Genomic DNA, 26,766 nt, shown 5'->3' with positions numbered 1-26,766 from the left:
AATATTAATATGCGCGTGTCTCTTTGATCGCTGCAACGTCCATGGATGTATCGAAGTAAGCTTCATCTACATATTGAATCTTCTCAACGCTTTCGCCGGCTTCCAGCTTCTGAATGATTTCAGCTACACGAGGTCCGTGAAGCGGGTTACACTCGAATGCTGCGTTCAAGTCGCCCGCGATCATTGCATCGAAAGCTGCTGCCACTGCGTCGAAGGAGATGATCGTGATGTCGCCTTCCGGTCCGCATGTCTTACCTGCTGCTTTGATAGCATCGATTGCACCGAATGCCATGTTGTCGTTCTCGCAAACAACTACGTCGATATCAGGATACTGTTTTAAGAAGGACTCCATAACTTCCTGACCTTTGGACTGTGTGAATTCGCCGGTCTGTTTGTCTAACATAACCCAGTTGTCCTGCATTCCGCTTGCGAAACCGTCTGTACGTCCAACCTGAGCGGAAGCACCGATTGTTCCCTGAAGAGTAACGATGTTGATTTCCTCATCTCCTCTTCCCTGTCCTTCTAAGTATGTTTTCAGCCAAGCTGCCGCATCAGCGCCTTCTTTTTCGAAGTTACCGCCTACCCAGCACTCATATAAAGAATCGTCCGAAACATCCATCATTCTGTCGGAAAGAATTACCGGAATGCCTGCTTCCTTAGCTTCTTCCAAAACGGTTTCCCATCCGGTCTCAACTACGGGAGCTACTACGATATAATCAACTTCCTGCTGAATAAAGGAACGAATTGCTTTAATCTGGTTTTCTTGCTTCTGCTGTGCATCGTCGAAAATCAACTGATAGCCGTTTTCTTCCGTAAAAGTCGTCTTAAAAGATTCCGTGTTAGCCGTTCTCCAGTCGGATTCAGCACCAACCTGCGCATAGCCCACAACAATCAAATCGTCGGAAGCTTCCTCAGCTGCCGGCTCCTCCGCCACTTCCTCAGCAGCTTCTTCAGCGGGAGCAGCTTCCTCTGCCGGTGCCGTTTCTGCTGCAGGTTCTGCCGCTGCCGGTGCAGAAGTAGCGCTGCCGCATCCCGCCATAGTTGCTACCATTGCTGTCGCAAGAATAACGCTTAAAAATTTCTTTTTCATTAAATACCCTCCTTATATTGTTTTGGTACATTCATTCTATCAATTTCCGCATGGAATGAAAGGGAATATTTTATTTGGAAAGTGGTATTTTTTACTAATTTGTGAACAAAAAATGAACTTTTTTAATTATTTTATGAAAAAAGTTCATTTTTTTACGTTCTTTATTCTTTTTGTTCTAAATAAGTAAAATACACTTATAATGAGTAACGGACACTCATATAGGTATCGTAACGCTTACCACAGTCCCCTCCCCATACACGCTGCGGAAAGTGAGTCCGTACTCCTTTCCGTAGTTCAGACGTATTCTTTCATTTACATTAGCCAGTCCGAATCCCGCCGTGTCCTCGCTGTCACTATGCTCCTTCTCTATAGTTTCATAAAGCGTATGAATCTGCTCAGGCATCATTCCTATGCCATCGTCCTTCACGGTAAAAATCAGGAGGTTATCCTCAATTTTTCCGTTAACCTCGATTTCTCCCTTACCCCTCTTATTCTTAATTCCATGATAAAGAGCATTTTCCACCAAAGGCTGCAAGGTAAGCTTCAAGATCGGATATTCGTTCATGCCGTCAGGAATATTGATTTTATAATCCATAATATCCCGGTACCTGAACTTCTGTATTTCCAGATAACTGTTTATATGAGACACTTCTTCACGGACCGTTATATAATCCCGCCCCTTGCTGAGCGTCGTCCTGAAAAAGCCCGACAAAGAGGAAACGAGGGAGACCACTTCTTCCTTCTTTCCTGCTTCCGCCATCCATATGATAGTATCCAGAGTGTTGTACAAAAAGTGAGGATTAATCTGTGCCTGCAGAAGTTTCAGCTCCGCATCCCGAAGGTTGAGCTGCTCCTGCTTGATCCGCTCCACAAGCTCACCCATATCCGCAATCATCTTATTGAAGCTTTCCGCCAGAACGGCTGTCTCGTCCGAAGAATTCACCTCCACCCGGACATCGAAGTTGCCAAGGGCAACCTCCTCCGTGATCCTGCACATGCCCACGATTGGTCTTACCACACTTCTGGAAATGGCAAAGCCTACCATTACGGCTCCTGCTGTAACCACGATCAGACAGACGACAGTGATTTCCACCGCATCCTGCTCTTTCTGCTCCAGCTCATATCTTACGGATTCCAGATGGTCCGTTTCGTAATGGATGTATTCCTGGATCGCCTCTTGAAGGACCTCAGTCAATATTCTGATATTGTTGTCGAGGCGTACCAGATTCTCTTCATAATGTCCGCTTTCTCCAGCATCCTCCGAGATTTCCAGCATGCGCTTCTCCAAGGTGTCGAAGGTCTTAAGAAGTCTCTTTACCCTCCTCGCATTGCCCGGCGCCAGCGTGGACTTCTGCAGCTTGGTAAAACCCGTCCTCGCCTCCTCCAGCACCTCGTAAGGATTGCGTATATCCTTTTTCTCCTGAATATTTTCAGGAACTGCCGAGCCTATGGCAATCTGATACATTCCGGCATCAATTTCCTTTTTGAAGTCGATGTTGTAACCGTTTGCCAGAGAGACATTTTTTACGATCTGATTATAGGAGTTACAATAGTTTATCATGGATACCAGCAAATAAATCACCAGAATGATAAAGGGAACCATAATGACAGCGATCATCACGTTCAGTTTTCTGTTCAGCTTCCCGTTGAGCCGGAATGCCTTCATTAACTTCAAGAGTTTCTTCATGCTTCCTCCATACCCGCATTGTCGGCATTGCCCGCCTTGCCTCTCATTCGGTATTCCTTCGGCGTGCAATTCTGTGTTTTCTTAAAGAGATAGCTGAAATAATGGGGATCTTTATATCCTACCGCATAGCCGATTTCAGAGCTTTTCATGCTGGAACACATAAGAAGCTCTTTCGCTTTGTCCATGCGAAGCCCTGTCAGATATTCAATGAAAGTCTGACCTTCCTCCCCACTGAATATACTGCTGAAATGGCTGGAGCTGATATTCACATGAGTAGCCACACTGTTAAGGGAAATGTCCTCAGAATCATAATTACGTTCGATATACGCCTTGGCATCGTCGATGAGACTGCCGTATTTCTTCACGGATATCTGGTCCCTTAGATTCATAGCTTCCCCAATCATGTTCTTCAAATATTCCTTCGTCTTCTCAACAGAAGGAAGAACCTCCGAAATCGTCTTGAAATCTCCAAATACCTCTATGACATTATCGGCGTCATATCCCAGCTCCTCCACGAATGCCACTGTGCCAAAGTACATATCAGTAGTTATATATTGGCGAAACAGCATCGATTCCACATTGCCGCTTCCCAAGCTGGAAAAATAGTCCTCGATGAAGTGGGAAACCTCCTCCAAAAGCCCTTTGGTGAGAAAATTCTTTATGATCTTTCGATCAATTTTGCCGAAGTCCAGTTCTTTCAAATCGATGTCCGTATCCTCGCTCTCCCCGATTCCCACGCGCATTTCTTCCATGTGCTCCGCATATACGATGCGGTTGCAGGAAATCAGATAACGATAGGAAAAGGCTTTGCTGGCGCTTTCATAGGATTCATGAACCTCCCTGAGCCGGTTGACCACATTGCCCACCCCAACGAAATACTGAAGCTCTCCGGACTTCGATACAATGCCTGCCAGTTCCTTCAGGAAATCTTCCCGTTTTTCCCCCATCCTCTTTTCATTCTCGTCCAGAATCAGGAACTCCACGCCATCTATCCCTCTGTTGAACATATAGATATTCTCCGTCCGTTCCGCCAGCTCCATAACAGCGTCCCAGGCTACCGGAAGCTCCTTGGAGCAGGTACATTCCATCTCTTCCGACTGGCGCATCATGAAAAGTACCACATCATAAACTCCCGCCGCCAAGTGTATGTTCAGCTTTTTACCCTTTTCCAGAAGTTCCGTCATAGGACTTCTGCCAGACAATATCTCATGCAGGAATTTCTCTTTTTCATGCAGCTCCATTTCCTTCATTTCCTTTTTGAACTGCTCCAAGTATTTTTTCTTCTCGTTCTCCTTTTCGATACGGCTGCCGATCTCCTTCACAGCTTCTAAAAGCTTCGCCGAAGAAACCGGTTTTACTAAATATTCCGTAACGCCTATTCTTATGGCTTCCTTCGCGTATTCGAATTCATCGTAACCGCTCAAAATAATGATGCTCACGTCCGGAAAGTCTTTCTTTACCAGACGGCTTAACTCCAATCCGTCCATGAAAGGCATCTTAATGTCCGTAATGATTATATCCGGACAAAGTTTCCTGATCATCGGGTATGCCAGCTCGCCGTCGCTGGCCTCGCCCACGAAATAGAAGCCTTCCTCCTCCCAGGGAATATTGTTCTTGATCCCCTCCCTCATTACGATTTCATCCTCTACCAGAAAAACCTTTAACATGCTTCAAGCTCCTATCCTTATTCAGTCTCTTTTTTGTCAAATACCTTGATTTCGCTTTCCAGTATGCTTACGGCATGGACCATTCCCTCAAGAGCACGATCAATTTCCTTCATTCCGTCTACCACTCCCAGCGTATTATATACTACGTTATTTATTCCTTCTGCACTTTCATTTACCGTTAAAGTGATGCCCTCATTCGTTTCCGCAACACGCTCCATAGCCTGTTTGAGCATATCCGAGGCCTGGGCGATATTCACCATGATTTCATGAAGGGTCGCCGCATCCGTGAAGTATTGCTCTCCCGTGTGCTCCAGCACCTCGTAATCCTCCATTACCTTGCCGCTTACAAACTGGAGCAGTTTGGAGGCCTCCTGTGAAAGCTGCGCCACGCTCGTTACCACCTTTTCACTGATGTTCTGTATTTTATTCGCCGTCTGCTTGGAATTATCGGCTAACATCCTTATCTCCTCCGCTACTACGGCAAAGCCCTTGCCTGCTTCTCCCGCTCTCGCAGCCTCGATAGAAGCGTTTAGGGCCAGAAGATTGGTCTGGCTTGCTACACCCAGAATATCTTCGGTCAGCTCTGTGATCTTTCCTATTTGCTTGGTGTCATCTATGGAATCGTTCACTGCGCTGCCAATCTGTGCCAGAATGTTCTTCGCCTCTTCCCTGCTCTCTATTGCTTTTTCCTGAAGACCCTTAGCACGCTGTCTGATTTCTCCCGCGTAACCGGTACCCTCCTTCGCCTGATTTGCCATGGCTTCAGCCGACAAGCGCACCTTCCTGGTTTCCTCTCCGACCATTGCCACATTATCCGTAACACATTTCATGCCCGCCGCCAGCTCCTCTGTAGTCGCCGAGGTGTTTTGTGCGCTGGAATTTGTTGTATGGATGTTCTCCCGTACTTTCCCCTGTGCCTCACCCATCTGTTCACAGGAATCTATCATATTTCCGATTATGCTCTCCAGTATAACGAGGAAACGGTTAATGCCCTTAGCCAACACGCCGATCTCGTCCTTGGACTTCTCCGATACACGGAGACTCAAATCGCCCCGTTCCTCCTCGATACTCTTTATAATCCGGTTCAGCTCTTTTGTTGTTCGTTTGATGGGCGTAATAATCGTCCACTTGGCGATAAGATAAGCCACGGCAACAGCCAATATCACAATGCTCACGGACATAGTGCTGACGAGGGGCACTTGCTCCGTGTAAGCATACACGCTCTGTTTTCCTGCCTCCATTTTCTCTAGAGACAGACTTTGAAGCTGGCTAAGACAAGTCTCCATTTGACTTTCGTAATTGGTAATATTGCTGAATACCAAGGTCTGCGCTTTAGACTTATCCCCGCTCTTGCTGACCTCCAGAATATTGTCGAGTTCCGTCAGATAGATTGTATAGGCAGCCATAAGTTCGTCGTAGATTTCCTGCTTCTCTTCGTCCAGCCTCGTCGCATAAGATGCCAGAAGGGCATCCACATTCTTACGTTTTGCCTTGATGTCATTTTCGGCAAGAGCCATCTTCGTCTCCTTGGCCGTCATGACATGCTTCAGCACGGATTTATGTATGATCTCGAAGTCCGCTGCTATTTCGGAGGCCTCGCTATAATCCTGCAGCTCTCCCGAGAGAATGCGCTCCGATACTACACGTATTCCATTTACATTATTAACTAATATTCCCATTCCCGCAAGTCCGATTGCCGCCACTATCATAATAACCGCCATAAACTTCGTACTTATCTTTTTCATGAAATAACCGTTCCCTCCTTAATACACTGTGAAATTTTCGTTTTTTACCATATAGATACCCATAATAAAATTATATCAAATGCTTGTCGAAATACAGTGTGTTTTTTTGGGTAAAAGGTTGATTTTTTTCAGATAAAAAAGCAGGTAACAAACCGTCACCTGCCACAAGGCTTTTTGCGCTATTTTTAAGCTCTCAAACTATTTTCTTCACTGAGTCCCGGCACACAATTTCTGCATCGAACTCGTATGTGCCGTCGTAAGAGGGATTCTCTATCATCCGCAGCAGATTATTAGCTGCTTTTTCTCCTAATTTGTCCATGGGGTGAGGAACCGAGGTAAGAGCCACGTCTCCCAAAACGGCCAGCTCCGAATCGTCGATGCTTACAACAGAAATATCCTCCGGAACCTTCAGACCCGCATCTGCCAGCATCCCCAGCAGTTCGAAGGCCACCTGGTCATTATAGCAGACCACTGCGCTGCAGCCGCCCAGGCGCTCCAGAATAGTTCCTTTTTTCTTCTCCAGATGCTTGATATCCTCCGTGTCTATCCAGACAACGTGAGAATCCTCCACTTCCATGCCCGCACTCTGCATAGCCTCCAGATAACCGGCATACCGCATATGCCCCTGCCCGTCATCCAGCTTGAAGATACCACCGATTCTCCTATGTCCCATTTCAAGCAGGTACTCCGTCACCTTCCTGCCGGCCATTCTGTCGTTAAGCGAAACGTGAGGAATAGAAAGCAATGGATAATAACTATTTATGAAAATTATGGGAATACCCCGTTTCTGCAACTCCGCATATAGATATAAGCTGGAATTAGGAATGCCGCTTTTGGTAGTCTCCATAATGACACCGGCAACTTCGTCCCGGCTTAAGATATCCTCCAAAATTGTTTTCTCCCTGCTGTTTTGATTGTTAGTAAAGGCTATCTGGACAGAATAACCGTTTTCAAACAGTACATTCTCTATTCCTTGTATCGTCTTGGGAAAAATATATCCATCCACATAGGTCGTTACCACTGAGATTCTCGTCCGGTTTTCCAGATTCGCCTGCCTTTTATCATTAATATATGTTCCGCTGCCTTGTATTCTGATGAGAATTCCCTCGCTCTCCAAGACACCGATTGCATGGCGCACCGTCTGCCTGCTGACATGAAACATATCCTTCAATTCATTCTCCGAGTACATCTTCTGTCCCGGAAGAAAAGTTTTGGACGCAATCTGTTCTTTTATCCAGTTTACAAGCTCCATATATTTTGATTGACTTTTTCCCACGGTCTTTCCGGACGGCGCGCTACGCCATCCGCCTCCTTATACCAGTCTTATTTATCAGCCTTTTTTTCTCTTGGATAAGATATCTACGGTAACGGCTCCAAGAAGCACCGCGCCCTTTACTATTTTCTGAATATCCGTGGACCAGCCGTACAACGACATACCGTTGTTCAGGATACCCATGATGAACGCACCAACTACCGCACCTATAATAGTACCTACGCCGCCTGCTGCCGCTGCGCCTCCGATGTAGCATGAAGCGATAGCATCCAATTCGAAACCGTCACCCGCCTTCGGGGTCGCCGAAGCATTACGTGCAGAAAGTACGATACCCGCTACTGCCGAAAGCATTCCCATATTGGTATATACCCAGAAGAATACCTTCTCCGTATTGATGCCAGACAGCTGAGCCGCCTTAGCATTCCCTCCCAAAGCATAAATCTGACGTCCCGCAACCGTTCTGCTGGTAAGGAAGTGGTAAACTCCAACGAGGATGGCCATAATAATGAGTACGAAAGGAATGCCGTTATAGCTCGCTAATTTATAGAAGAAGAACCATACAACTAAAAGAATTACAGCCTCCTTCAATACGATCTGCCAGGCTGGGCTAACAGCAAAACCGTACTTTTTCCTCGTTCTAATATTTTTAAGCTCAGAAAATATGATGAGCAAGGATGCCGCTAACGCTACAATGATGCAGACCAAATCGATTTCTTTGCCTCCGAAGGGCACCTTTATCGTCGGAAGGAAGCCGGCGCCGATGTATGTATAATCTGTTGGCAATGGTCCCTTTGTCTGTGCTTTTAACAATGTATAGGTAAGACCGCGCCCCATCAGCATAGTTGCCAAGGTTACAACGAAGGGCGGAATCTTAAGCTTCGCAATGAAGAATCCTGCGAACATACCGGAAATGATGCCGATCACCAGTGCTGCCAAGATCGCGACCGCCATATTCATCTTGAAATCTACCATCAAAATTCCAACTGCCGCACCGCTCAAGGCAACGATAGATCCTACACCTAAGTCGATGTTACCTGTCAAAACACATAATAACATACCCACTGCCAAAATGACAATATAACCATTTTGCATAATCAGGTTGTTAATATTGGCAGGAGACATATTTTTTCCTCCCGTCAAGACGGCAAAGATTATAAATACCGCGATAAGAGCAAGTACCATACCGTACTGCTTCATATCCAAATTTACAGTTTGCTTCTTTTCCATTAGTTTTCACCCTTTCTGTTATGTGCCATAATACGCTGCATAATTCCTTCCTGTGATATTTCTTCTTTTGTCAGCTCGCCCGCTATCTCGCCTTCGTTAATTATGTATACACGATCGCAAGTCCCTATAATTTCAGGCATTTCCGAAGAAATAACGATTACTGCCTTACCTTCTTTTGCCAGCTCGTTAATAATGCAGTAAATTTCGTATTTCGCACCGACATCGATACCTCTTGTGGGTTCGTCAAGAATCAGTATATCGGGCTGGGTCAGCATCCATTTCGCGAGAACAACCTTTTGCTGGTTGCCACCGGAAAGCGAACTAACCGTTTGGTTAATGGAATTTGTTTTTACATTTATCTTTTTTTTGTATTCTTCTGCGGCAATAATTTCATCATTGCTGTTTACAACACCCTTCTTAGAGAAAAAGTTTCTAAGCGCTGCCATCGTCATATTTCTTTTGATGTCATCGATCAGAACTAAGCCGTAATTCTTCCGGTCCTCTGATACGTAGGCCAACTTGTTGTCAATGGCATCCTTTACCGACTTAAGCGTCACTTCCTTACCATTGATGAAAATGGTACCCGAAATCTTCTGCCCGTAAGACCTTCCGAAGATGCTCATCGCCAGCTCCGTTCGTCCGGCCCCCATAAGTCCTGCCAGACCCACTACCTCACCTGCTCTTACGTGAAGGCTGACGTCCTTGATCATCTGTCTCTGCACATCGTCCGGATGATATACGTTCCAGTTCTTTACCTCGAATATTATCTCTCCAATGTCCACTTCCTCCCTCACCGGATAGCGGTTGGTGAGCTCACGCCCTACCATTCCCTTAATCACTCTGTCCTCGGAGAATTCGTCCTTCCCTTTTTCCAGAGTCTCTATCGTATGTCCGTCACGGATTATGGTAATGGCATCGGATACATATTCGATCTCGTTCAGCTTATGAGATATGATAATACAGGTAATCCCCTGCTTCTTAAGCTCCAGCATGATTTCCAAAAGCTTCCGGCTTTCTTCATCGTTCAGCGCTGCCGTAGGCTCATCCAAAATTAAAAGCTCCACCTTCTTCGCCATCGCTTTGGCGATTTCTATGAGCTGCTGCTTGCCCACTCCCAAGGTATTCACCGGGGCATTAATGTTCTCATCTCCCAGCCCCACCTTTTCTAACATCTCATGAGCTCTCTTTCTCGTATGCGTCCAATTTATGACACCTTTTATGTCGGTCTGCTCATTTCCCAGAAATACATTCTCCGCAACAGAAAGGTAGGGACTTAGCGCAAGTTCCTGATGGATGATAACTATACCCTTTGCTTCGCTTTCTCTAATACTGTGGAATTTACATAATTCGTTATTATATACAATATCGCCGTCATAGGAGCCGAAAGGGTAAACTCCCGACAGAACGTTCATCAATGTCGATTTACCGGCCCCATTTTCTCCGCATAACGCATGGATTTCTCCTCGCTTCACTTTCAAATTGACATCATCCAAAGCCTTTACTCCCGAAAAAGCCTTTGTTATGTGATTCATTTCCAATATATAATCAGACATCCGCATAACTTCCTTTCTGCATATCTGTTCAGCGCCTTCATAATCATCTTTTTCAAATATTAAGAAGGCGGCAGCACTATGCCGCCGCCCACACTTTTTTATTATTCAGCTAACTGATCAGCTGTGTAGTATCCCCCGTCAACAATAATTTCCTCATAGTTGCCGGAATCAACCGCTACCGGTGTGCAAAGATAAGAAGGAACTACGAGCTTGTTGTTATTGTACTGCTCGGTATCGTTGATTTCAGGCTCAGAACCCTCCAAAACTGCCTGAACCATCGTTACGCACTTTTCAGCGAGGAGACGTGTATCCTTGTAAATGGACATTGTCTGATATCCGCTGATGATGTTCTTAACTGCCATAAGCTCTGCATCCTGTCCGGTGATGAGCGGCCAGTCTTCACCTAAGGTGTAGCCAGCGCCCTCAAGAGCTGCTTTAATACCGTATGCGAACCCATCGAATGCCGAGCAGGCGATATCGAGTTTATCATCCGCATAGAAACCGGTTAAATAATTCTCACAATTCTGCTGAGCTGTTTCCTGAGACCATCTTAAGATACATGTATCTTCAAAGGAAGTCCTCCCGGATTTACATACGAGCGTACCGTCATCGAGGTAAGGCTGCAGCACTTCCATAACTCCGTTATATAACATTACTGCATTATTATCATCAGGAGAACCCATAAAGAATTCGATGGTATAGAATTCACCTGCTGCCTTAGCCGCCGGTAAATCTTTGCTTTCTTCGATATATTTACCGATCGCAGTGCCTACGCCCTTATTGTCGAAGGTCGCATAGTAAGAAACTGCATCCGTGTCCATAAGCAGACGGTCATATGCGATGATCGGAATGCCTGCCGCTTTAGCTTGTTCTTCAACGTTAACGAGTGCCTGAGAGTCGATAGATGCGATTACGAGGCAGTTTACACCGCCGGCAATCATATTCTCAATCTGAGAAACCTGAGCCTGAACATCATCTTCCGCATACTGAAGATCAACCTCATATCCAAGTGCCTCCAACTGACTCTTCATGTTCGCGCCGTCGTTGATCCATCTTTCGGATGACTGGGTAGGCATTGCTACACCTACTTTTTTGCCGGCGCCTGACGCTGCTGTATCTGCTGCCGGTTCTGTTGTATCCTCTGCAGGAGCTGCCGTATCTTCTGTAGTCTCTGTCACTGCCGGAGTCTCCGTTGTTGCAACTGTGCTTCCACAGCCCGCTAACAGAGTTGCTGCCATAGCTACGCTAATGATGGCACTTAAGAGTTTTCTTTTCATACTTTTTCCTCCCTTGGAATAATAGTACATCGGATTAATTTGTGCTTACAAGACGTGCAATTATTTGTATGACATTGTACGGAAATCAAAAAAATATTCCAATTCCGTTTTTACATGAGGACTTGTCATAAAACAATATTTATTGTGCATTTTGCTACATTTTGTAACTTTTTGTAGGTTTATTTTACATAAATTAATTCCTGCACCCATCTTGTATTTATATATTATGCTTCGTTTTTCTTTTTGTCAACAAGTTTTCATGTCTTTTATGCACAAATACGATGCAACTTTTCAAATTTGTATATATACAACTATTATTCCTTAATCGCGGGCGTAATTATATGAGTATGCAGCGAAGCCACAGCCATTTATCCTCTATTCATTTCTTTCTTCTTCATCCGCAGATTCATCGGAGTTGTCCGGGTCTTCCGGGGCATCATCTATACTGTCTGTATCCATAGCTCCGCCCACGTATCTCCCGGTAGACAGAGCGCGGAGTGAATGTACAATTAAAAATACAGCAATAATGCTGAATACGACCATTGCTATAATGAAGAATACCAATTCTGTTCCCGCATATTTTTCATTTACGCCCTTAAGAGAATATACGATGTAAACTAAATAGGCGGCGACCAATAGACGAATCGTTAATGAAAGCCTTGTGGGCAAATAGCCCGTTTTCTTCTTTCCCTCGTATCCTTCTTTATTTGTGCTTACTTCTCCGTTTCCATTCCTGTCACTCATTTGACTTATTCCTCCGTCTCTTTTATAGCTTTCACTTTCACTTTTTTGTACAATTCTGTTACTTTTTACGGTGAAAACTTCGTTTCCATTGTTATTTATGTGTATCATAAGATACATTATACTTCATGTCAATTATTTTCCAAAACAGGGGGTTCAATACATCTTTCCTTCTAGGCTGTCATATATTCTAAAAAACGGCATCAGGTATTTTCTTTGAAAAAATTCATGAACCTTCATCTTTCCAATAAACGCAAGGCGGCGATTTTTTCCTCTTTCGCATTACTGCTCCTTGCAGGCTCCTTTTCCTTTTTCTCCACTAAGGATTCCCGATCCTTTCAGAATTTCGCCAAGGACTTCTTCGTCTCAGAGCTGACGGCAAACACCTTGAATATGCACTATACTGTAGCAACTCCTTCTTCCTTTGGCATAGACTCCTACGAGTCTGTCCTTCCTTTTTACTCCAAGGAGGATAAAGAGGCTTCCCTGCAGGAAATAGTTACTTCTTTGGAACGTCTGTATTCTCTTGATGATTCCAAATTAAACGAACAGGATGCTTATACTTATCGACTGCTCGTACCCTATCTGGAAAATGAGAAGACTGGTATTTCTCTATATTATTATTCTGCTCCGCTCTCTCCTTCCTCAGGAATGCAGTCGCAGCTTCCTATTTTGCTCGCAGAATACGCTTTCAGGAACAAAAGAGATGTGGATGACTATCTGGCCCTCCTGGACCAGACCGATACTTATTTTGAGGGCATTGCCCAGTACCTTAAGGAGCAGTCCGCAGAAGGGCTTTTTATGCCCGATTATTCTGTAGATAAAGTCATAGAACAATGCGATACGATCATGGATGAATCCTCCCTTTCACAAGGTACCCATTTCCTAAATACAACCTTTGAGGAAAGGCTGGATTCCCTGCTTTCCTCCGGCATAATATCAGAGGAAGAGAAACAGTATTATATATCCCAGAACAATAGGCTGCTTACTACTGTTATGCTCCCTGCCTATCAAAAGCTGGGAGATGAGCTGATTCTGTTAAGGGGCAGCGGAAAGAACGAAAACGGCCTGTATTATTATCCGGGCGGACGTGAGTACTATAAATATATCCTGCGTTCCCACACCGCCTCCTATCGAGATATCGACAGCATCAAGGCGCTGCTTTTCCAGGATTTCAATGATAATTTCGACTCTATGTACGGCCTTTTACAGAGCAAGCCTTCTATTCTGACTGCACAAGAGACATCCAGCGTCTCGTTCCGTTTCGAAGAACCTTCCGATATGCTAAAAAGTCTTCAGCAAATGATGCAGGAGGACTTCCCCGCTTTATCCGAAGCTTCGCAGGGGGGAGAGCTGCCCATCTGTACAATAAAGTCCATTTCAAAAAACCTGGAGGAATATAGCAGTCCCGCCTTCTATCTTACTCCTCCTTTGGATGACATAAGAGAGAATGTGATATATATCAACCAGAAAAATAACGACGGGGGAGTGGAGCTTTACACAACACTCGCCCATGAAGGCTATCCCGGTCACCTGTACCAGACAGTTTACTCTCAGCTATACTTCAATAAAACTGATGTCAATCCCATTCGTTCCCTTCTGTCCTACAGCGGTTATGCGGAAGGATGGGCGATGTATGTAGAGCTTATGGCCTATGATTATGCGAAGGCCCTTATGAAGGATACGAATCCAGGCGCAGAGGGACTTTATGAATCCTATAAGCTGGACCGCCAGATACAGCTTTGCCTCTATTCCTTATTGGACATTGCCATTCATTACGAGGGAGCGAATTATAAGCAGGTACACAAAATATTATCCACTATCGGAATCTCCAACGTCGCCACTACAAGAGCGATTTATGAGTATATCGTGGAGGAACCGGGCACTTATTTAAAATATTATTTGGGATACTTGGAAGTTCTTGAATTAAAGAAAGAAGCACAGCGGCTATGGGGAAATGACTACAGCGAATATCGCTTCCACAAGTTTTATCTGGAAAATGGCCCTGCCGATTTCACCAATCTGAAATTGCAGCTGGAAAAAAATAAGGATACAAAAAAATCTTAAAACCATACATAGATACAAAACAGTAAAAAGAGAAAAATAGCGAAAAGAAATACTCCCCCTATAAAAAGCGCTGCGAGCACGGAATTAACAATAAGCCGCCTCGTTTCCTTGGGAGTGAGCATTTCCTCGTTTGCAAGGCGAGAAGCGCCAGCATCGGAATCTTTTCCCGAATTGGCAGAAGTAGCGCCGGAAGGCCTCAGGTCTTCCGGTTTCTTCACATACCACGGCATACCTTCTATATTCATGTTTGCCACAGTAATATCTTCGTACTGCTTTAGTTCTTCCTTTTTCTCGTCTTTTCTCTTTTTACCCATAATTTATATTATTCACCGTTTTCATCGAATTAATCAATCATATAAATGGCATTTTACCACATGGCCATTTCCCATGTCTTTGGACACCGGTTCCTGCGTCTTACAAATTTCCATGCAGTCCTTACATCTCGTATGGAACTTGCAGCCTGCCGGAGGATTAGCCGGAGAAGGGATACTTCCTTCTAAGATAATGCGGTTCCGCTTCATGTCCGGGTCGGGTACGGGAATAGCACTGAAAAGAGCTTTCGTATAGGGGTGCAGAGGATTCGCAAAAATATCCTCCGTAGCGCCGGTCTCTACGATACTGCCAAGGTACATAACGCCCACGGTATCCGATATATGCTCCACCACTGATAAATCGTGGGAGATGAACAGATACGTCAGACCGAATTCTTCCTGCAAATCTTTTAACAGGTTGATGATCTGAGCCTGAATGGATACATCCAGCGCGGATACCGGCTCATCGCATACGATGAACTCGGGATTCAGTGCCAACGCTCTGGCAATACAGATTCTCTGCCTTTGTCCGCCCGAAAACTCATGAGGGTACCGATCCTTATGATAGGTCTGCAGACCACAGGAAGCCATAATCTTCGTTACATATTCATCCAGCCCGTTCTTAGGCACAAGCTTGTGCTCTCTAACTGCTTCTCCGATAATCTCGCCTACGGGAAGCCTCGGGGAAAGACTGGAATATGGATCTTGAAAAATAATCTGCATCTTAGGACGAAGGGCGCGCATCTCTCTCTTGTTAAGTGAGTAGATGTCCGTTCCCGCAAACAGAACTTCTCCATCCGTCTTGTCTATAAGGCGGAGAAGCGTTCTTCCTGTGGTGGATTTGCCGCAGCCGGACTCCCCTACTAATCCCATAGTGGTTCCCCTCTTAATGGAAAAAGACACGTCGTCCACCGCCTTTACCTGCCCTACTACCTTGGAAAAGACACCGCCTTTTATTGGAAAATACTTTTTCAGATGGGAAACTTCTAAAATGTTATCGTCGTGTTTCAGAGGTTCATAAGCTGTTTCTTTTAAAACCGTATTCATTCTTATTCTCCCTCCTTCATTTCGTTCTTTTTATTGCTGACCATACCTTCCTCATAGAGGTAACAGTTCACCATGTGGGTTGGACTAAGCGACGTCTGCCCGGGATACTTGCCCATGCACGCCTCCACGCTTTTCTCGCACCGATCCCTGAAATAGCAGTAATCCGGCATATTGACCGGGTTAGGCACCTTACCGGGAATGCTGTAAAGACGGTCGATTTCTTTCCCCACCACCGGCTTGGATGCCATAAGCCCTACTGTATAAGGGTGCTTGGGAGAATTGAAAATTTCTTGAACAGTTCCCTGCTCCACCACGCGGCCGGCATACATTACTACGACATAGTCCGCCATCTCCGCAATTACGCCTAAGTCATGGGTGATCAGCATAATGCTGGAATTAATCTTATCCTTTAAACCGCGCAGAAGATCGAGAATCTGCGCCTGAATCGTCACATCTAACGCCGTAGTCGGCTCGTCCGCTATGATGAGTCTTGGGTTGCACGCCAGTCCCATGGCGATACAAATTCTCTGCCGCATACCGCCGGACAACTCGTGAGGGTACATCCTATACACTCCCTCACTGTTGGCAATGCCTACCAGCTCCAGCATCTCTATCGTACGTTTCTTCACTTCCTCTTTGCTCATTTGTGGATTGTGAAGCGTGATGACCTCATCCACCTGCAAACCGATACGGAATACCGGGTTGAGGCTCGTCATCGGTTCCTGAAATATCATGGACATGTAGTTGCCGCGAAGCTTCTGCATCGTCTCCATAGGCGCGTTCACCACATTAATCGCCTGCTCTCCGGTATTGAAACGAATCTCACCCTCCACCGTCTGCCCCTGCGGACGCTGTACGAGCTGCATCAGAGAAAGACTGGTCACTGACTTTCCGCAGCCGGATTCCCCTACGATGCCTACCGTCTTGCCTTGCGGCACGTCGAAAGAAACTCCGTCAACGGATTTAACCGTTCCGATATCGGTGAAGAAATAGGTATGCACGTTATCGAATTCCACAACATTATCGGGATTCTTCATCTTTGTCACATATTCTTCTTCAGGAATATGCTTACGTTTACGCTTCTTCTCTATTTCATCCGTTATTTTCTTATTTTCTTTCGATATCGCTCTGGATTCCCTGGCAGAGATATAGTTTGCGTCCTTTGTTTTTTCTTTATTAAAAAAGCTCATCTGCCTCACCTACCTTTTCATCTTCGGGTCAAACGCATCTCGAAGCCCGTCGCCGACAAAGTTAAATCCAAGCACCGTAATCAATATGAGGAACCCTGCCGGAATCCATACGAACCAATAATTCGTCATGACGAATATATCGTTTACGGAATTGATGATATTGCCCCATGACGCATAGGGGAACTTTACACCGATTCCGAGGAAACTTAAGGTCGCCTCCATAATGATGATCTCACCCAGACCCATAGTTGCGATAACGATGAGATTAGGGATTACATTAGGAATCAAATGCTTGAATATTCTTCTGGACACACGGATACCCGTAGCTTCCGTTGCCGTCATAAACTCCTGCTCTCTGAAGGAAAGAATCTGTCCGCGCACCATTCTCGCAATAGGAGGCCAGTTAATAAGTCCCAAAATCGCACAGAGCAGATAAATACGAATTCTGGGGTCTATCTGGTAATAGTCCATGATAGAGCCCACGATAATATATAAGGGCATCGCCGGAATACAGATAACGACATCCACCACACGCATAAGGATGGTATCGATCCATTTCCCAAAGTATCCCGCTATGCCACCGATGACCACTCCGAATAAAATCTCAATAGCAATCGCCACGAAGCCGATCATCAGGGAGATGCGGCCGCCGTACATCAGCCGGGTAAGCACGTCCATGCCGTTTCCATCAGTCCCCATAAAATGTGCTTTGTTAGGAGATGCGAAATCATCGTTGAGCTGTGTCATCTGCTCAGAGCGAATCTTGAATTCATTTCCCTTCGTTTCAATCTTATAGTGTGTGCTGTCACCGCCGTCCGCCGTATATTCCATGGAGGCCTCATTTGCAAGCACCGACTCCTGGACTGCTCTGATAAAGGGCAGGGAAAGCGCCTCGCTGCCTACCGGACGAACCGCATAGGCAGAGATAATCGCATAGTCTTCTCCATCCAAGCGTATAAAGCCGGTATTTTCTCCTGCCTCCAGCTCGTACGTATTTCCATCCGCACTAAAGGAGGATGCATGATCGTTAAAAGCTTTCTCAGCGTTTAACTTAAATTCATAGGAAAGTGTTGTCCCACCTTGTGCACTGAATACTTTCTTGCTTGCCAGAGCCGTTCTGTCCATTATGGAAATCGCGCTTTCTTTTCCGTTTTTCACGATATAATAAGAAACACCCTCGGCTTCAAAGTTGTCTTCTCCTGCCGCAACAGCCGCCTCATATGCATTCTTCATAGCCTCCGATACGGCGCCGCTTTCTTCTTCCGCAGTAAAACTGCTCTTTCCCTTTAAGGTCAATACGTTGGCTACCGGAGAAAGCTGCGCAACCTGATACAAATTTTCGTCCTCTTTTATGAGAGAGTAAGTCACATCCTTTGCTTCAAAGGCAGTCTCCCCATTATTGACTGCCAAAATCATCTTCGCTCCGGCAATAGAGGGGAAATCCTTCCCTTCCGCATTGGTATATAGAAAATCGTTATTCTCAGACATCATGGCGAAGTCCTTCAAAATAACATCATTTTTCCTGAAAACCTGAGATTCCCCATAAGGAGTGAGCATACCTCCTATAAAGGAAAATGAAAACATCGTTACCAGAATGATAAGTCCTGCCATTGCCAGCTTGTTTCTAAAAAATCGTTTCGCTACCAACGCCCCCGGCGACAATACCTTTACTCTCTGCTCATCATCCAACGCCCCGGAGGTGCTGATATACTCATTCTGATTTTGCTCCAAATCTCTCTGCACATCCTTGTCCTGCTTATTACTATCTGCGCTCATTTCAGCCCTCCTCCTAATTTACTCTGACCCTTGGGTCTACTACCGCATACAGGATATCCGCAATCAGCGTTCCTAACAACGTCAGTATCGCAAGGAACACCATGTAAAACATGGTAAACGGTACATCTCCTTGTGTCAGGCTCAAATAAGAGGTATATCCGATTCCGGGAATCTGAAATAAAGTCTCCGTAATCATCGCACCGCCGAACAAGGTAGGAATCGTACTTCCAAGCAAGGTTACGATAGGGATGAGTATATTGCGGAATGCATGATAATTAATTACCCTGTTCTCAGAAAGTCCTTTGGCTCTGGCCGTACGAATATAGTCGGAATTAAGTACCTCCAGCATATTGGTCCGGGTATAGCGCATCAAATTACCTACACTGACAACTGTAAGCGTAACGACAGGCAATATCAAATGTTTGCCCATATCCAAAAGTTGTCCTATGGGTGAAAGCTGTTCGTGCATACGGCCAACAATTCCATACAAATCAAACCATCCCAGATTGATGGAGAATACCCATTTCAATAAAGTAGCTATGAAAAAGGTAGGAAGGGAAATACCGATAAGCGCAAATACTGTGACCGCATAATCTGCCCTGCTGTATTGCTTTCTCGCAGACAAAATACCAAGAGGAATTGCTACTATTACCTGGAAAATAAAAGATATACCGGACATGGCAAAGGAATACCATATCACATCTTTAAACTTCTCGGTAACTGGCTTACTCCAAACCCATGAATCCCCGAACTCTCCCTTTACAGCGTTGGAAAGCCACTTCGCATATCCCTGCAGCATATTTCCTTCCAGTCCGTAAGAATTCGTCAGCTGCTCCAACAGCTCCTCATAGGGCCTCGCCCCCGCCTTCTGAGACATTTGTCTTGCCTTTCCTTCCACATAGGAGGTTGGCAGGCAGCGTTCTATGGAATAAATGATGAAAGAAACAAAAAACAGTATAACAATACTGAGTAATAGTCTTCTGATTAAAAATTTCTTCATTCCAAACCTCCAGCTTTCTTCTTATCCCTTTTTTAATTAAAACTTTGTATTTAATACATTATTTATATAAAAACATTTTAATCGAATTAATTAATAATACAACTATAAAATGTTCAGATTTCGATTTGAAGCAAGTTTTTATCGCTTTAATTCGTTAAACCAGTAAGTCAAAAGGCCCTATCCATAAACCGAGCCCGCCAATACCCAGCGGGCTCAGAATAAATATATCTTATTTTGTTATTGCATTATTTCATTTCTAAATTCTCGATTTCTTTCCACCATTTGTAGTATGTGGTTACTCCCGGAGTAAAGGTATCCGCATTAATACGTTCAGGGCTGTAAATAATACAGTTCTGTCTCTGGTAAACCGGAATTTCAACCGCCCAATCCATAATGATGTTCAAGCATTCTTTATAAATAGATTTACGGTAACCCTGATCTGAGCTCGTTCTCGCATCCATGATGTAAGCGTCCAAATCCGGATCCGCAATTTGGTAGTAATTGCTTGCAGTGCTCTCGCTGTGATAGGTCTGATACATATCCGGGTCAGGCTCTGCCTGCCATGCCGCTGCCCAAAGTTCTTGTGTACGTGCGTTGGTCTTATCCCACATGATATTTGTATCGGTAGGATCGTTGATTTCTAATGTAAATCCAATCGTTTCGAATGCTGCTTTCGCGTCCGTAAGGATTGCAAAACTCGGATGGTCGCCTTTACCGTCACCGCCAATTATGATTTCATAAGTCAGCTTCGCACCTGCCGGAGCTGCTGTCAGCTTACCATCCGTTACGGTATAACCAGCCGCTTCAAAATATCCCAGCGCTGCTTGAAGTGCTGCATCATATTTATCTTCCGCGCTCATAGAATCCGTATAAATCGGATTGCCTTCTGCATCCACAGAATAAGCTACCTGATAGCCTTCGTCAGATTTCTGAGGAGCCGCCCAGGAAGTATTGGAAATCGGATAATTGATTACGCTTGCCGCATCGCCATAGTATGAATCGATGGACACGTCACGATATACGGAAAGAACCGTAGCGATTGCTTTTCTTAAATCTTTCGACTGTTCAGAGGATGCCTCTCCGCCCACATTAACTGTGTCCGCATTGATACCGATATAACCATAACCCAGATTATCCACTCGATCCGTCATGATAACATCTCCGTCAAGCTCTCCGTTGCCGTTGATTTCAGCAATTTGTTCAAATGCTTTTTTACTTCCGTCAGGATTTGATAAATCGACAGTACCCTGCTGTACACCCGGAATCATATCAGATTCATCAGATTCCTTAAACTGTACATTTTTAATTTTCGGAGCGCTCTTGAAATAAGTATCATTTGCTTCAAAGTAAACAACCTTGTTTTCGTATTTAACAAATTTATAGGGACCAGCTCCCATAGGAGTTGTTGTTTTCTCTTTTACTATGCTCAGGTCACCTCTGGGAAAGCCGAACTGATTGTTGTCATAATTGTACTGTGACTTATCGCCATAGTAATGAAGCGGAGCAATACCGAGTTCAACAAACTTGTAAATTGCTGCAGCGTCAAATCCATTTATCGTAACTGACACTTCATAATCGCCAAGCTTTTTAACGCCTTCGATATTAGGAACTTCCTCGCCTTCGCCTGCTGCCACCTTTTCTTCAATCAGCAGTTTCTCTGCCAGTGAAGTAACATCAGCGTCAAAATAAGCTTCATCTCCTGCATAATTGCTTCCAAGAGTTTTATAATCTCCGCCGTACATAGCGATGACATCGCTTACGATAGTGTCATAGTCTTTTCCTGCTATATCATAGGAGTCATCCGTGCTGTAGCAAGCTACAAAGAATTCTTCTGCGGAAGCTGCCCCCTGTGCTTCATAGTTTTCTGTACACCAATCCTTCTCCGCCGTTAGTGTAGGTGCGATTATGTTCTCGGATACTGCCGTCTGTAATGCTTCCGGCATGGATTCTACATAAGTCGCTACATCATCAGCCGTTACGCTGTCCGCCGCCGTAGAGTTCGCCTGATAATTCTTAAGGCCTATGATAGGAAGTGTGTTCAATGTCGTAAATCCGTCATAGGCAGAATCTAAATATACATATAAGTTAAAAATAACATCATCTGCCGTGAGCGGTTCTCCATCGCTGAAGGTAATATCGTCACGCAGCTTAAAGTCATAAGTTGTCGTGTCATTATCGTTTTGTGTTACCGTGGTATCGGCAATTCCCGTATAAGTATAGTCTGTTCCGCCGTAATTGATGGTCTCTCCCTCGATTCCATTCATTACTACCGCACCTGAGCGGTCTACATCCGTCAGCATTACCTGTGTCATTGCCGCAACGTCTTTGTCATATTCTGTCTCGCTGAAGAACATGCTGAATTTCTCACTGAAATCCCGATACCCTACAACTAAGGGTGTGTCGCTGCCCGTCTGCGCAGCGCTTTCATCTGTGGCTTCCGTCTCTGCAGCAGGTGTTTCAGCAGGCGTTTCGTTTGTTCCCGTATTGCTGGAACCGCATGCCGCCAAAGTACTGATTACCATTACAGACGCAAGCATAAGAGAAATGATTCTCTTTTTCATAAATTCTTCCTCCTTTTTGGTTTTATTTGTATTATTGTATGCAGCAATACAACTGCATTTATCTTAGCACGATTACAACTTGTATACAATTTGCAAATCATACCAAAAACACAAAGAAGTCCCGTTTATCTACGGAACCTCATTGTTATACTTGCCTATCATAACCCTTTTTTTCAGATTTTGCAAGTATTTCTTCTGTATAAACGATAAACAAAAAATGGCAATATTATCGAATAAAAATACAACTTCGCGCACAATCAAAAAGTCATTTTTTCCACCGATATTCAAGAATATAAAGATGGAATCGGCGATACAAAGATATAGTGAAATTACCATAATTCCTATACAACTTCGATACATCCTTCCAAGCGCCTTATCGTAGACCGACCGTTGCATTTTTTCATCCAGCTTGAGGGATGCAGCCGTTCCTAATGATAAATATACGCCAGGAAGGAATAAAAATGCATAAGGAACCGCTATAAAAAAATTACGGCTTCCCTCATTATCCAGCAATCCCGCCGTAATGATGAGCAAAAAATAAAGCAAGACGAAGATAAAATTTTTTATAAAAATTTTCTTTTTTTCGGCTTCGGCACCGGGAAACAGATAATAATCTCCCGCATACCGATACCTTTTCTCTTCTTTGCCACCCTTCCCGATCTCTGTCTCGAGGACATAGTCTTTGTGGTATTTCTTCATATATTATACCATTTTGCTTTCCAATTTCTCTATCACACTGCGGATGCACCCATCCTCGAAGGGACTTTCCAGCCCTACCTCTTTCAGCATATCCGTATAGAAGTCCTTTGCCGACAGTTCGCAAAGCTTCAGATAACTCTTCCAAGCCTCTTCGTAATTCTCATCCATCTTGGCCTTATATTGAAAGGCACAGGTCTGAGCAAGACAGTAATCGATATAATAAAAAGGAGAATTATATATGTGCTGCTGCTTCTGCCAGAATCCTCCTTTAGCAAAGAACGGATCGTCCTCATAATCCATATGAGGTCTGTATTCTTTTTCCAGCTCAAGCCATGCGGCCCGTCTTTCCTTCGGAGTCATATCGGGATTCGCATAAGCGATATGCTGGAATTCATCTACCATACAGCCATAGGGAATGAATGCTGCTGCATCCTCCAAGTGCATGCTCTTGTAATCCTGCGCCCTGTCACCGAAGAAAAGCTCCGTCCATCCTTCCGCAAAAAATTCCATGGACATAGAGTGGATTTCTGCTGTCTCCATGGTAATATCCCTATGCTCCTGAACAGGGTCTTTGCCCGACAGATAGCCTTGGAACGCGTGTCCGCATTCGTGAGTAATTACGTCCACATCACCGCTGGTTCCGTTAAAATTCGCAAAAATGAACGGAGCACCGTAGACCGGAAGGTAGGTCATATAGCCGCCTGCCTTTTTCGTCTTTCTTCCAAGCACATCGAACAGTTCGTTTTTCATCATAAAATCGAAGAATTCTTTCGTTTCCGGAGACATCTCGGAGTACATCTTCTGTCCGGCGCTCATAATCTGCTCCGGCGTTCCTGTAGGCGCAGGGTTACCGTCCAAAAAATAAACCGCCGTGTCGATGAAGGAAAGCCTATCCAACCCAAGGCGATTCTTTCTCCTCTCGTGCAGCTTCTCTGCGAAGGGAACGAAGTATTTTTTTATCTGATTTCTGTAGTTCTCTACCATAGCCTTGTCATAGCTGTTACGCCTCATGCGGTAATAGCCAAGCTCTACGTAATTCTCATAACCCATCTGCCTTGCCTGCTCGGTTCTGTTCTTCACCAGCTTGTCGTATATCTCATCCAGCTCATCCTCCACGGAAAGGAAAAAGGCACTGTATTTCTCATAGGCTTTCTTACGTATATTTCTGTCGCTGTTCGTAAGGTAGGGACGCATCAAAGAAAGATTCAGCTTCTCACCCTCCCATTCTATCTGAGCCGAAGCGATCAGTTTGTTGTATCTGGTAGTGAGAGCATTTTCCTCCTGCATGAGGGGAATCAGCTTCTCGTCAAAAGACTTGATTTCCAGCTCGATATTCTTAAAGGCCACCTTTCCTATCTTGCCCTCTAAATAAGAACGGTACGGGGAGTCATACATAGCTTGCCTATATTCCACCATCAGGTTCGCAAGCTTAGGCTCCACTTCGTCATAGTATTCCTTTTCCTTTTCATAGAATTCATTCGCAGTATCGATGTCATAGCGGATATTGGCGATAATCGTCGTCGTTTCTATCTTATTAGAAAGGGTATAGAACTTTTGATGTACCTCAAATTGCTCCTCACCGCTTTCTGCATTTTTGAATTCCTCGATAATCTGGCGGAATTCCTTCTCCGCATCTTCGTATTTTACCCTCTCATAGGGCATATCCTTGAATTTCATATTAATACCTTTTCCTTTCTCATAGCTTATTCTTTCCCATTCCTACTTATTCTTGCCGATAAAAAAATCATTTAAATTCAGGAGTGCTTTCTCTAAAACAATCTTCTCTTCTTCAGTAAGGTGCGCAATTACGGCGTCTATCATTTCCTCATGGAAACGCTGGTGATGATCGTAGGCCTTCTTACCCTTGAGCGATAAGGACACTAAAACAACACGCCTATCCTCTTCGCTTCTTTCCCGGTTCACAAATCCCTTTTTTACCAGGCTGTTCACCGCTATTGTGAGTGTGCCCGTAGTAACGCCAAGGGATTTGGCGACGGCAGTCATATTCTTGGGGCTGCCCAAACCGATCGCTTCGATGACGTGCATGTCATTTGTAGTAACGCCTTTATATTCCTCTGTCTGAATCGCCCGTTCCTCAATATCGTTGATATTGCGAAACAGCTTTACGAGTATTTCATTCAGTGTCCGCCTGATTTCCACCGTATCACTCTCCGTAGTTCATAGTAATACAAGTATATCACGCCTTTTCTTTGACGGTCAAATCTTTCTGTCTCAATTATTTCGCTTCTTCCGTAAGCAGGTCGAGCTGCCATTCCAGCAAGCCGAAGACGCCCTCCTTCTCCGACTCCTCATAGCCGTTGAAGCCACCTGCCTTCGTCGTATTTTCCTCGGCTTCCTTCGCCGCTTTAACGCTGTCCGCGTTCTGCTCCCCGCTGCTCTTACCTACACCGTCTTCCATCTCTTCTATTTCCCGCTTCATCTGCTGAATCTTAGCATCCATTTTCAGAGCGCGTAGAATAAGATTGATGTCCTCCGGCGAAAACATGCCGATTGCTTTGGATAAATCGTCGATATTATTTCTATTGACTTTCAGGCATCCGCCGCCTGACAGGGGAATGCGTATTACATCGTCAGGATTGCTCTGCACATCGCCCAGACAAAGCTCCCTCTTCTCATTATCACAGACGAATATAACTCCTTTATAATCAATGATACCATTTGCATCTGCAAGATAGGAATAGGGTGCGCCTTCTCCCTTCTTAGGCAAGGCGTCACTTTCCGTCCTCCCCTTCTCCAAACGGCTTTCTTTTATTTGAAGAAATTCATAATCGTCCGTATTATTAAGTACCGATTTGCCGGCCGCGGGTACCGTTACCGCAGCCCTGCGATAGTCCTCCTGTAAAAAACTCATTCCGCCGATATTCATATTAATAACCATGCCTTTCTCATAGCCTGCAAACTTTGGGCCGCAGGCACAATATTTGCAAGCATAATAAATTATGCTGTGAAAAATAATTTTTTCACACTGTCCCTCCATTTCTGCACAGGCTGATCTTGTTGTCCGAAATACATTGCCTATGCGTACAGTTTATCCTTTTCATATCCTTTATATGTGTATCGGCATTTTTGAGAAATAATAAATAGCCGTAAACAATTTCTCTCACGTTTACGGCTATTTCTAATAATTCTTTTCTTAATTAGCTTTCTGTCTGTCCATAGTATGCGTTAACGCCATGCTTCCTATAGTAATGCTTATCCTGAAGTTCCTGAGGAGCAGGCTCTATCCGACTGTTGATCCTCTCAGCGCGCGCCGCCATCTTCGCCACTTCTTCCAGCACTACTGCATTATGAACCGCTTCATGCGCATCCTTACCCCACGAAAAGGGGCCGTGATTCTTGCAGAGAACTGCAGGAACTGCTTCATAATCCTTATCCGCAAAGTAATCCGCGATCAAAAGACCTGTATTTTTCTCATATGCCCCTTCAATTTCCTCCTTGGTCAAGCACCTGACACAGGGAATCTCTCCATACATATAGTCAGCGTGAGTAGTCCCGTAGCAAGGGATTCCACGTCCTGCCTGCGCCCAGCTTGTAGCCCATGAGGAATGAGTATGCACGATACCACCTATCTTGGAAAATGCTTTATACAGCTCTAAATGAGTGGGCGTATCGGAGGAGGGATTGTATCTTCCTTCCACCTTATTGCCGTCAAGGTCCATAATTACCATGTCTTCGGGTGTCAATTTGTCGTATTCCACTCCACTGGGCTTAATGACAAAAAGCTGCTTTTCTCTATCGATCGCGCTCACGTTTCCCCATGTGAAAGTAACCAGTCCATATTTCGGAAGCAGCATATTTGCCTCATATACTTGCTTTTTCAGTTCTTCTAACATA

At 44.7% G+C, this 26,766-nt stretch carries 21 protein-coding genes; 1 reads left to right on the top strand and 20 read right to left on the bottom strand.

Annotated features, from left to right (window positions below; all coding sequences use genetic code 11):
• Positions 1–4: 4 nt before the first annotated feature.
• The 9 genes from V6984_RS00975 to V6984_RS00935 all read right to left on the bottom strand — a co-directional run bounded on the left by V6984_RS00975 (position 5) and on the right by V6984_RS00935 (position 12,263).
• Positions 5–1,090: an ABC transporter substrate-binding protein gene (locus tag V6984_RS00975; protein ID WP_342757963.1), complete on the bottom strand. Its 1,086-nt coding sequence runs from the start codon at positions 1,088–1,090 to the stop codon at positions 5–7.
• Between the two features lie 214 nt (positions 1,091–1,304).
• A complete protein-coding gene (locus V6984_RS00970; protein ID WP_342757962.1) occupies positions 1,305–2,777 on the bottom strand; it encodes a sensor histidine kinase in 1,473 nt (490 codons plus the stop codon).
• A complete protein-coding gene (locus tag V6984_RS00965; RefSeq protein WP_342757961.1) occupies positions 2,774–4,444 on the bottom strand; it encodes a response regulator in 1,671 nt (556 codons plus the stop codon). The genes V6984_RS00970 and V6984_RS00965 overlap by 4 nt, the downstream gene beginning before the upstream one ends.
• 17 nt (positions 4,445–4,461) lie before the next feature.
• Entirely contained in the window at positions 4,462–6,189 is a 1,728-nt protein-coding gene (locus tag V6984_RS00960) for a methyl-accepting chemotaxis protein (protein WP_342757960.1), read from the bottom strand.
• A 193-nt stretch (positions 6,190–6,382) separates the two neighbouring features.
• Positions 6,383–7,465, bottom strand: coding sequence for a GntR family transcriptional regulator (locus V6984_RS00955; protein WP_342757959.1), 1,083 nt, complete (start codon positions 7,463–7,465; stop codon positions 6,383–6,385).
• Positions 7,466–7,519: 54 nt separating this feature from the next.
• Complete coding sequence (gene mmsB / locus V6984_RS00950) at positions 7,520–8,689, bottom strand: multiple monosaccharide ABC transporter permease (RefSeq protein ID WP_342757958.1); 1,170 nt, start codon at positions 8,687–8,689, stop codon at positions 7,520–7,522.
• Entirely contained in the window at positions 8,689–10,242 is a 1,554-nt protein-coding gene (gene mmsA, locus V6984_RS00945) for a multiple monosaccharide ABC transporter ATP-binding protein (RefSeq protein WP_342757957.1), read from the bottom strand. The genes mmsB and mmsA overlap by 1 nt, the downstream gene beginning before the upstream one ends.
• A 101-nt stretch (positions 10,243–10,343) precedes the next feature.
• Positions 10,344–11,519, bottom strand: a complete 1,176-nt coding sequence (gene chvE, locus V6984_RS00940) for a multiple monosaccharide ABC transporter substrate-binding protein (RefSeq protein WP_342757956.1) — start codon at positions 11,517–11,519, stop codon at positions 10,344–10,346.
• A gap of 375 nt (positions 11,520–11,894) precedes the next feature.
• Positions 11,895–12,263 carry a hypothetical protein gene (locus V6984_RS00935; protein WP_342757955.1) on the bottom strand — a complete coding sequence of 123 codons (369 nt, stop codon included), beginning with the start codon at positions 12,261–12,263 and terminating at the stop codon, positions 11,895–11,897.
• A gap of 213 nt (positions 12,264–12,476) precedes the next feature.
• Between V6984_RS00935 and V6984_RS00930 the strand changes: the two genes are divergently transcribed.
• On the top strand, positions 12,477–14,327 hold the full coding sequence (locus V6984_RS00930; protein ID WP_342757954.1) for a DUF885 domain-containing protein: 1,851 nt from the start codon (positions 12,477–12,479) through the stop codon (positions 14,325–14,327).
• On the opposite strand, the gene V6984_RS00925 is transcribed toward V6984_RS00930, so the two are convergent.
• From V6984_RS00925 to V6984_RS00875, 11 genes are all read right to left on the bottom strand, one after another.
• Positions 14,324–14,641: a hypothetical protein gene (locus V6984_RS00925; RefSeq protein ID WP_342757953.1), complete on the bottom strand. Its 318-nt coding sequence runs from the start codon at positions 14,639–14,641 to the stop codon at positions 14,324–14,326. The two genes, V6984_RS00930 and V6984_RS00925, sit on opposite strands and share 4 nt — an antisense overlap.
• Before the next feature lie 33 nt (positions 14,642–14,674).
• Positions 14,675–15,685, bottom strand: coding sequence for a dipeptide ABC transporter ATP-binding protein (locus V6984_RS00920; protein ID WP_342757952.1), 1,011 nt, complete (start codon positions 15,683–15,685; stop codon positions 14,675–14,677).
• Positions 15,686–15,687: 2 nt separating this feature from the next.
• A complete protein-coding gene (locus V6984_RS00915) occupies positions 15,688–16,875 on the bottom strand; it encodes an ABC transporter ATP-binding protein (protein WP_342757951.1) in 1,188 nt (395 codons plus the stop codon).
• A gap of 9 nt (positions 16,876–16,884) precedes the next feature.
• Positions 16,885–18,651, bottom strand: a complete 1,767-nt coding sequence (locus V6984_RS00910; protein ID WP_342757950.1) for an ABC transporter permease — start codon at positions 18,649–18,651, stop codon at positions 16,885–16,887.
• A 13-nt stretch (positions 18,652–18,664) separates the two neighbouring features.
• Entirely contained in the window at positions 18,665–19,651 is a 987-nt protein-coding gene (locus V6984_RS00905) for an ABC transporter permease (protein ID WP_342757949.1), read from the bottom strand.
• A gap of 245 nt (positions 19,652–19,896) precedes the next feature.
• Positions 19,897–22,212 (bottom strand): ABC transporter substrate-binding protein, encoded by a 2,316-nt coding sequence (locus V6984_RS00900; protein WP_342757948.1) that lies wholly within the window; start codon positions 22,210–22,212, stop codon positions 19,897–19,899.
• A 129-nt stretch (positions 22,213–22,341) separates the two neighbouring features.
• Positions 22,342–22,911 (bottom strand): hypothetical protein, encoded by a 570-nt coding sequence (locus tag V6984_RS00895; protein WP_342757947.1) that lies wholly within the window; start codon positions 22,909–22,911, stop codon positions 22,342–22,344.
• A gap of 3 nt (positions 22,912–22,914) precedes the next feature.
• Positions 22,915–24,588, bottom strand: a complete 1,674-nt coding sequence (locus tag V6984_RS00890; protein ID WP_342757946.1) for a M3 family oligoendopeptidase — start codon at positions 24,586–24,588, stop codon at positions 22,915–22,917.
• Positions 24,589–24,630: 42 nt separating this feature from the next.
• Positions 24,631–25,071, bottom strand: a complete 441-nt coding sequence (locus V6984_RS00885; RefSeq protein ID WP_342757945.1) for a MarR family transcriptional regulator — start codon at positions 25,069–25,071, stop codon at positions 24,631–24,633.
• 76 nt (positions 25,072–25,147) lie between these two features.
• Positions 25,148–25,810, bottom strand: a complete 663-nt coding sequence (locus V6984_RS00880; protein ID WP_342757944.1) for a hypothetical protein — start codon at positions 25,808–25,810, stop codon at positions 25,148–25,150.
• 259 nt (positions 25,811–26,069) lie between these two features.
• Complete coding sequence (locus tag V6984_RS00875; protein WP_342757943.1) at positions 26,070–26,765, bottom strand: L-ribulose-5-phosphate 4-epimerase; 696 nt, start codon at positions 26,763–26,765, stop codon at positions 26,070–26,072.
• Position 26,766 lies beyond the last annotated feature (1 nt).

Origin of the sequence: Kineothrix sp. IPX-CK, from assembly GCF_039134705.1 — a bacterium.
Taxonomy (GTDB): Bacteria; Bacillota; Clostridia; order Lachnospirales; family Lachnospiraceae; genus Kineothrix; species Kineothrix sedimenti.
Note: the sequence above shows the minus strand (reverse complement) of the source record. Positions and strands in the feature narration are given on the sequence as shown.

What these genes read in the sequence shown, in the direction of transcription:
- chvE (WP_342757956.1), bottom strand. Translation starts at nt 11,519, where the DNA reads ATGAAAAGAAAACTCTTAAGTGCCATCATTAGCGTAGCTATGGCAGCA.
- V6984_RS00895 (WP_342757947.1), bottom strand. Translation starts at nt 22,911, where the DNA reads ATGAAGAAATACCACAAAGACTATGTCCTCGAGACAGAGATCGGGAAG.
- V6984_RS00880 (WP_342757944.1), bottom strand. Translation starts at nt 25,810, where the DNA reads ATGGTTATTAATATGAATATCGGCGGAATGAGTTTTTTACAGGAGGAC.
- V6984_RS00875 (WP_342757943.1), bottom strand. Translation starts at nt 26,765, where the DNA reads ATGTTAGAAGAACTGAAAAAGCAAGTATATGAGGCAAATATGCTGCTT.
- mmsA (WP_342757957.1), bottom strand. Translation starts at nt 10,242, where the DNA reads ATGTCTGATTATATATTGGAAATGAATCACATAACAAAGGCTTTTTCG.
- mmsB (WP_342757958.1), bottom strand. Translation starts at nt 8,689, where the DNA reads ATGGAAAAGAAGCAAACTGTAAATTTGGATATGAAGCAGTACGGTATG.
- V6984_RS00915 (WP_342757951.1), bottom strand. Translation starts at nt 16,875, where the DNA reads ATGAGCTTTTTTAATAAAGAAAAAACAAAGGACGCAAACTATATCTCT.
- V6984_RS00970 (WP_342757962.1), bottom strand. Translation starts at nt 2,777, where the DNA reads ATGAAGAAACTCTTGAAGTTAATGAAGGCATTCCGGCTCAACGGGAAG.
- V6984_RS00925 (WP_342757953.1), bottom strand. Translation starts at nt 14,641, where the DNA reads ATGGGTAAAAAGAGAAAAGACGAGAAAAAGGAAGAACTAAAGCAGTAC.
- V6984_RS00905 (WP_342757949.1), bottom strand. Translation starts at nt 19,651, where the DNA reads ATGAAGAAATTTTTAATCAGAAGACTATTACTCAGTATTGTTATACTG.
- V6984_RS00920 (WP_342757952.1), bottom strand. Translation starts at nt 15,685, where the DNA reads ATGAATACGGTTTTAAAAGAAACAGCTTATGAACCTCTGAAACACGAC.
- V6984_RS00975 (WP_342757963.1), bottom strand. Translation starts at nt 1,090, where the DNA reads ATGAAAAAGAAATTTTTAAGCGTTATTCTTGCGACAGCAATGGTAGCA.
- V6984_RS00900 (WP_342757948.1), bottom strand. Translation starts at nt 22,212, where the DNA reads ATGAAAAAGAGAATCATTTCTCTTATGCTTGCGTCTGTAATGGTAATC.
- V6984_RS00910 (WP_342757950.1), bottom strand. Translation starts at nt 18,651, where the DNA reads ATGAGCGCAGATAGTAATAAGCAGGACAAGGATGTGCAGAGAGATTTG.
- V6984_RS00960 (WP_342757960.1), bottom strand. Translation starts at nt 6,189, where the DNA reads ATGAAAAAGATAAGTACGAAGTTTATGGCGGTTATTATGATAGTGGCG.
- V6984_RS00935 (WP_342757955.1), bottom strand. Translation starts at nt 12,263, where the DNA reads ATGAGTGACAGGAATGGAAACGGAGAAGTAAGCACAAATAAAGAAGGA.
- V6984_RS00965 (WP_342757961.1), bottom strand. Translation starts at nt 4,444, where the DNA reads ATGTTAAAGGTTTTTCTGGTAGAGGATGAAATCGTAATGAGGGAGGGG.
- V6984_RS00890 (WP_342757946.1), bottom strand. Translation starts at nt 24,588, where the DNA reads ATGAAATTCAAGGATATGCCCTATGAGAGGGTAAAATACGAAGATGCG.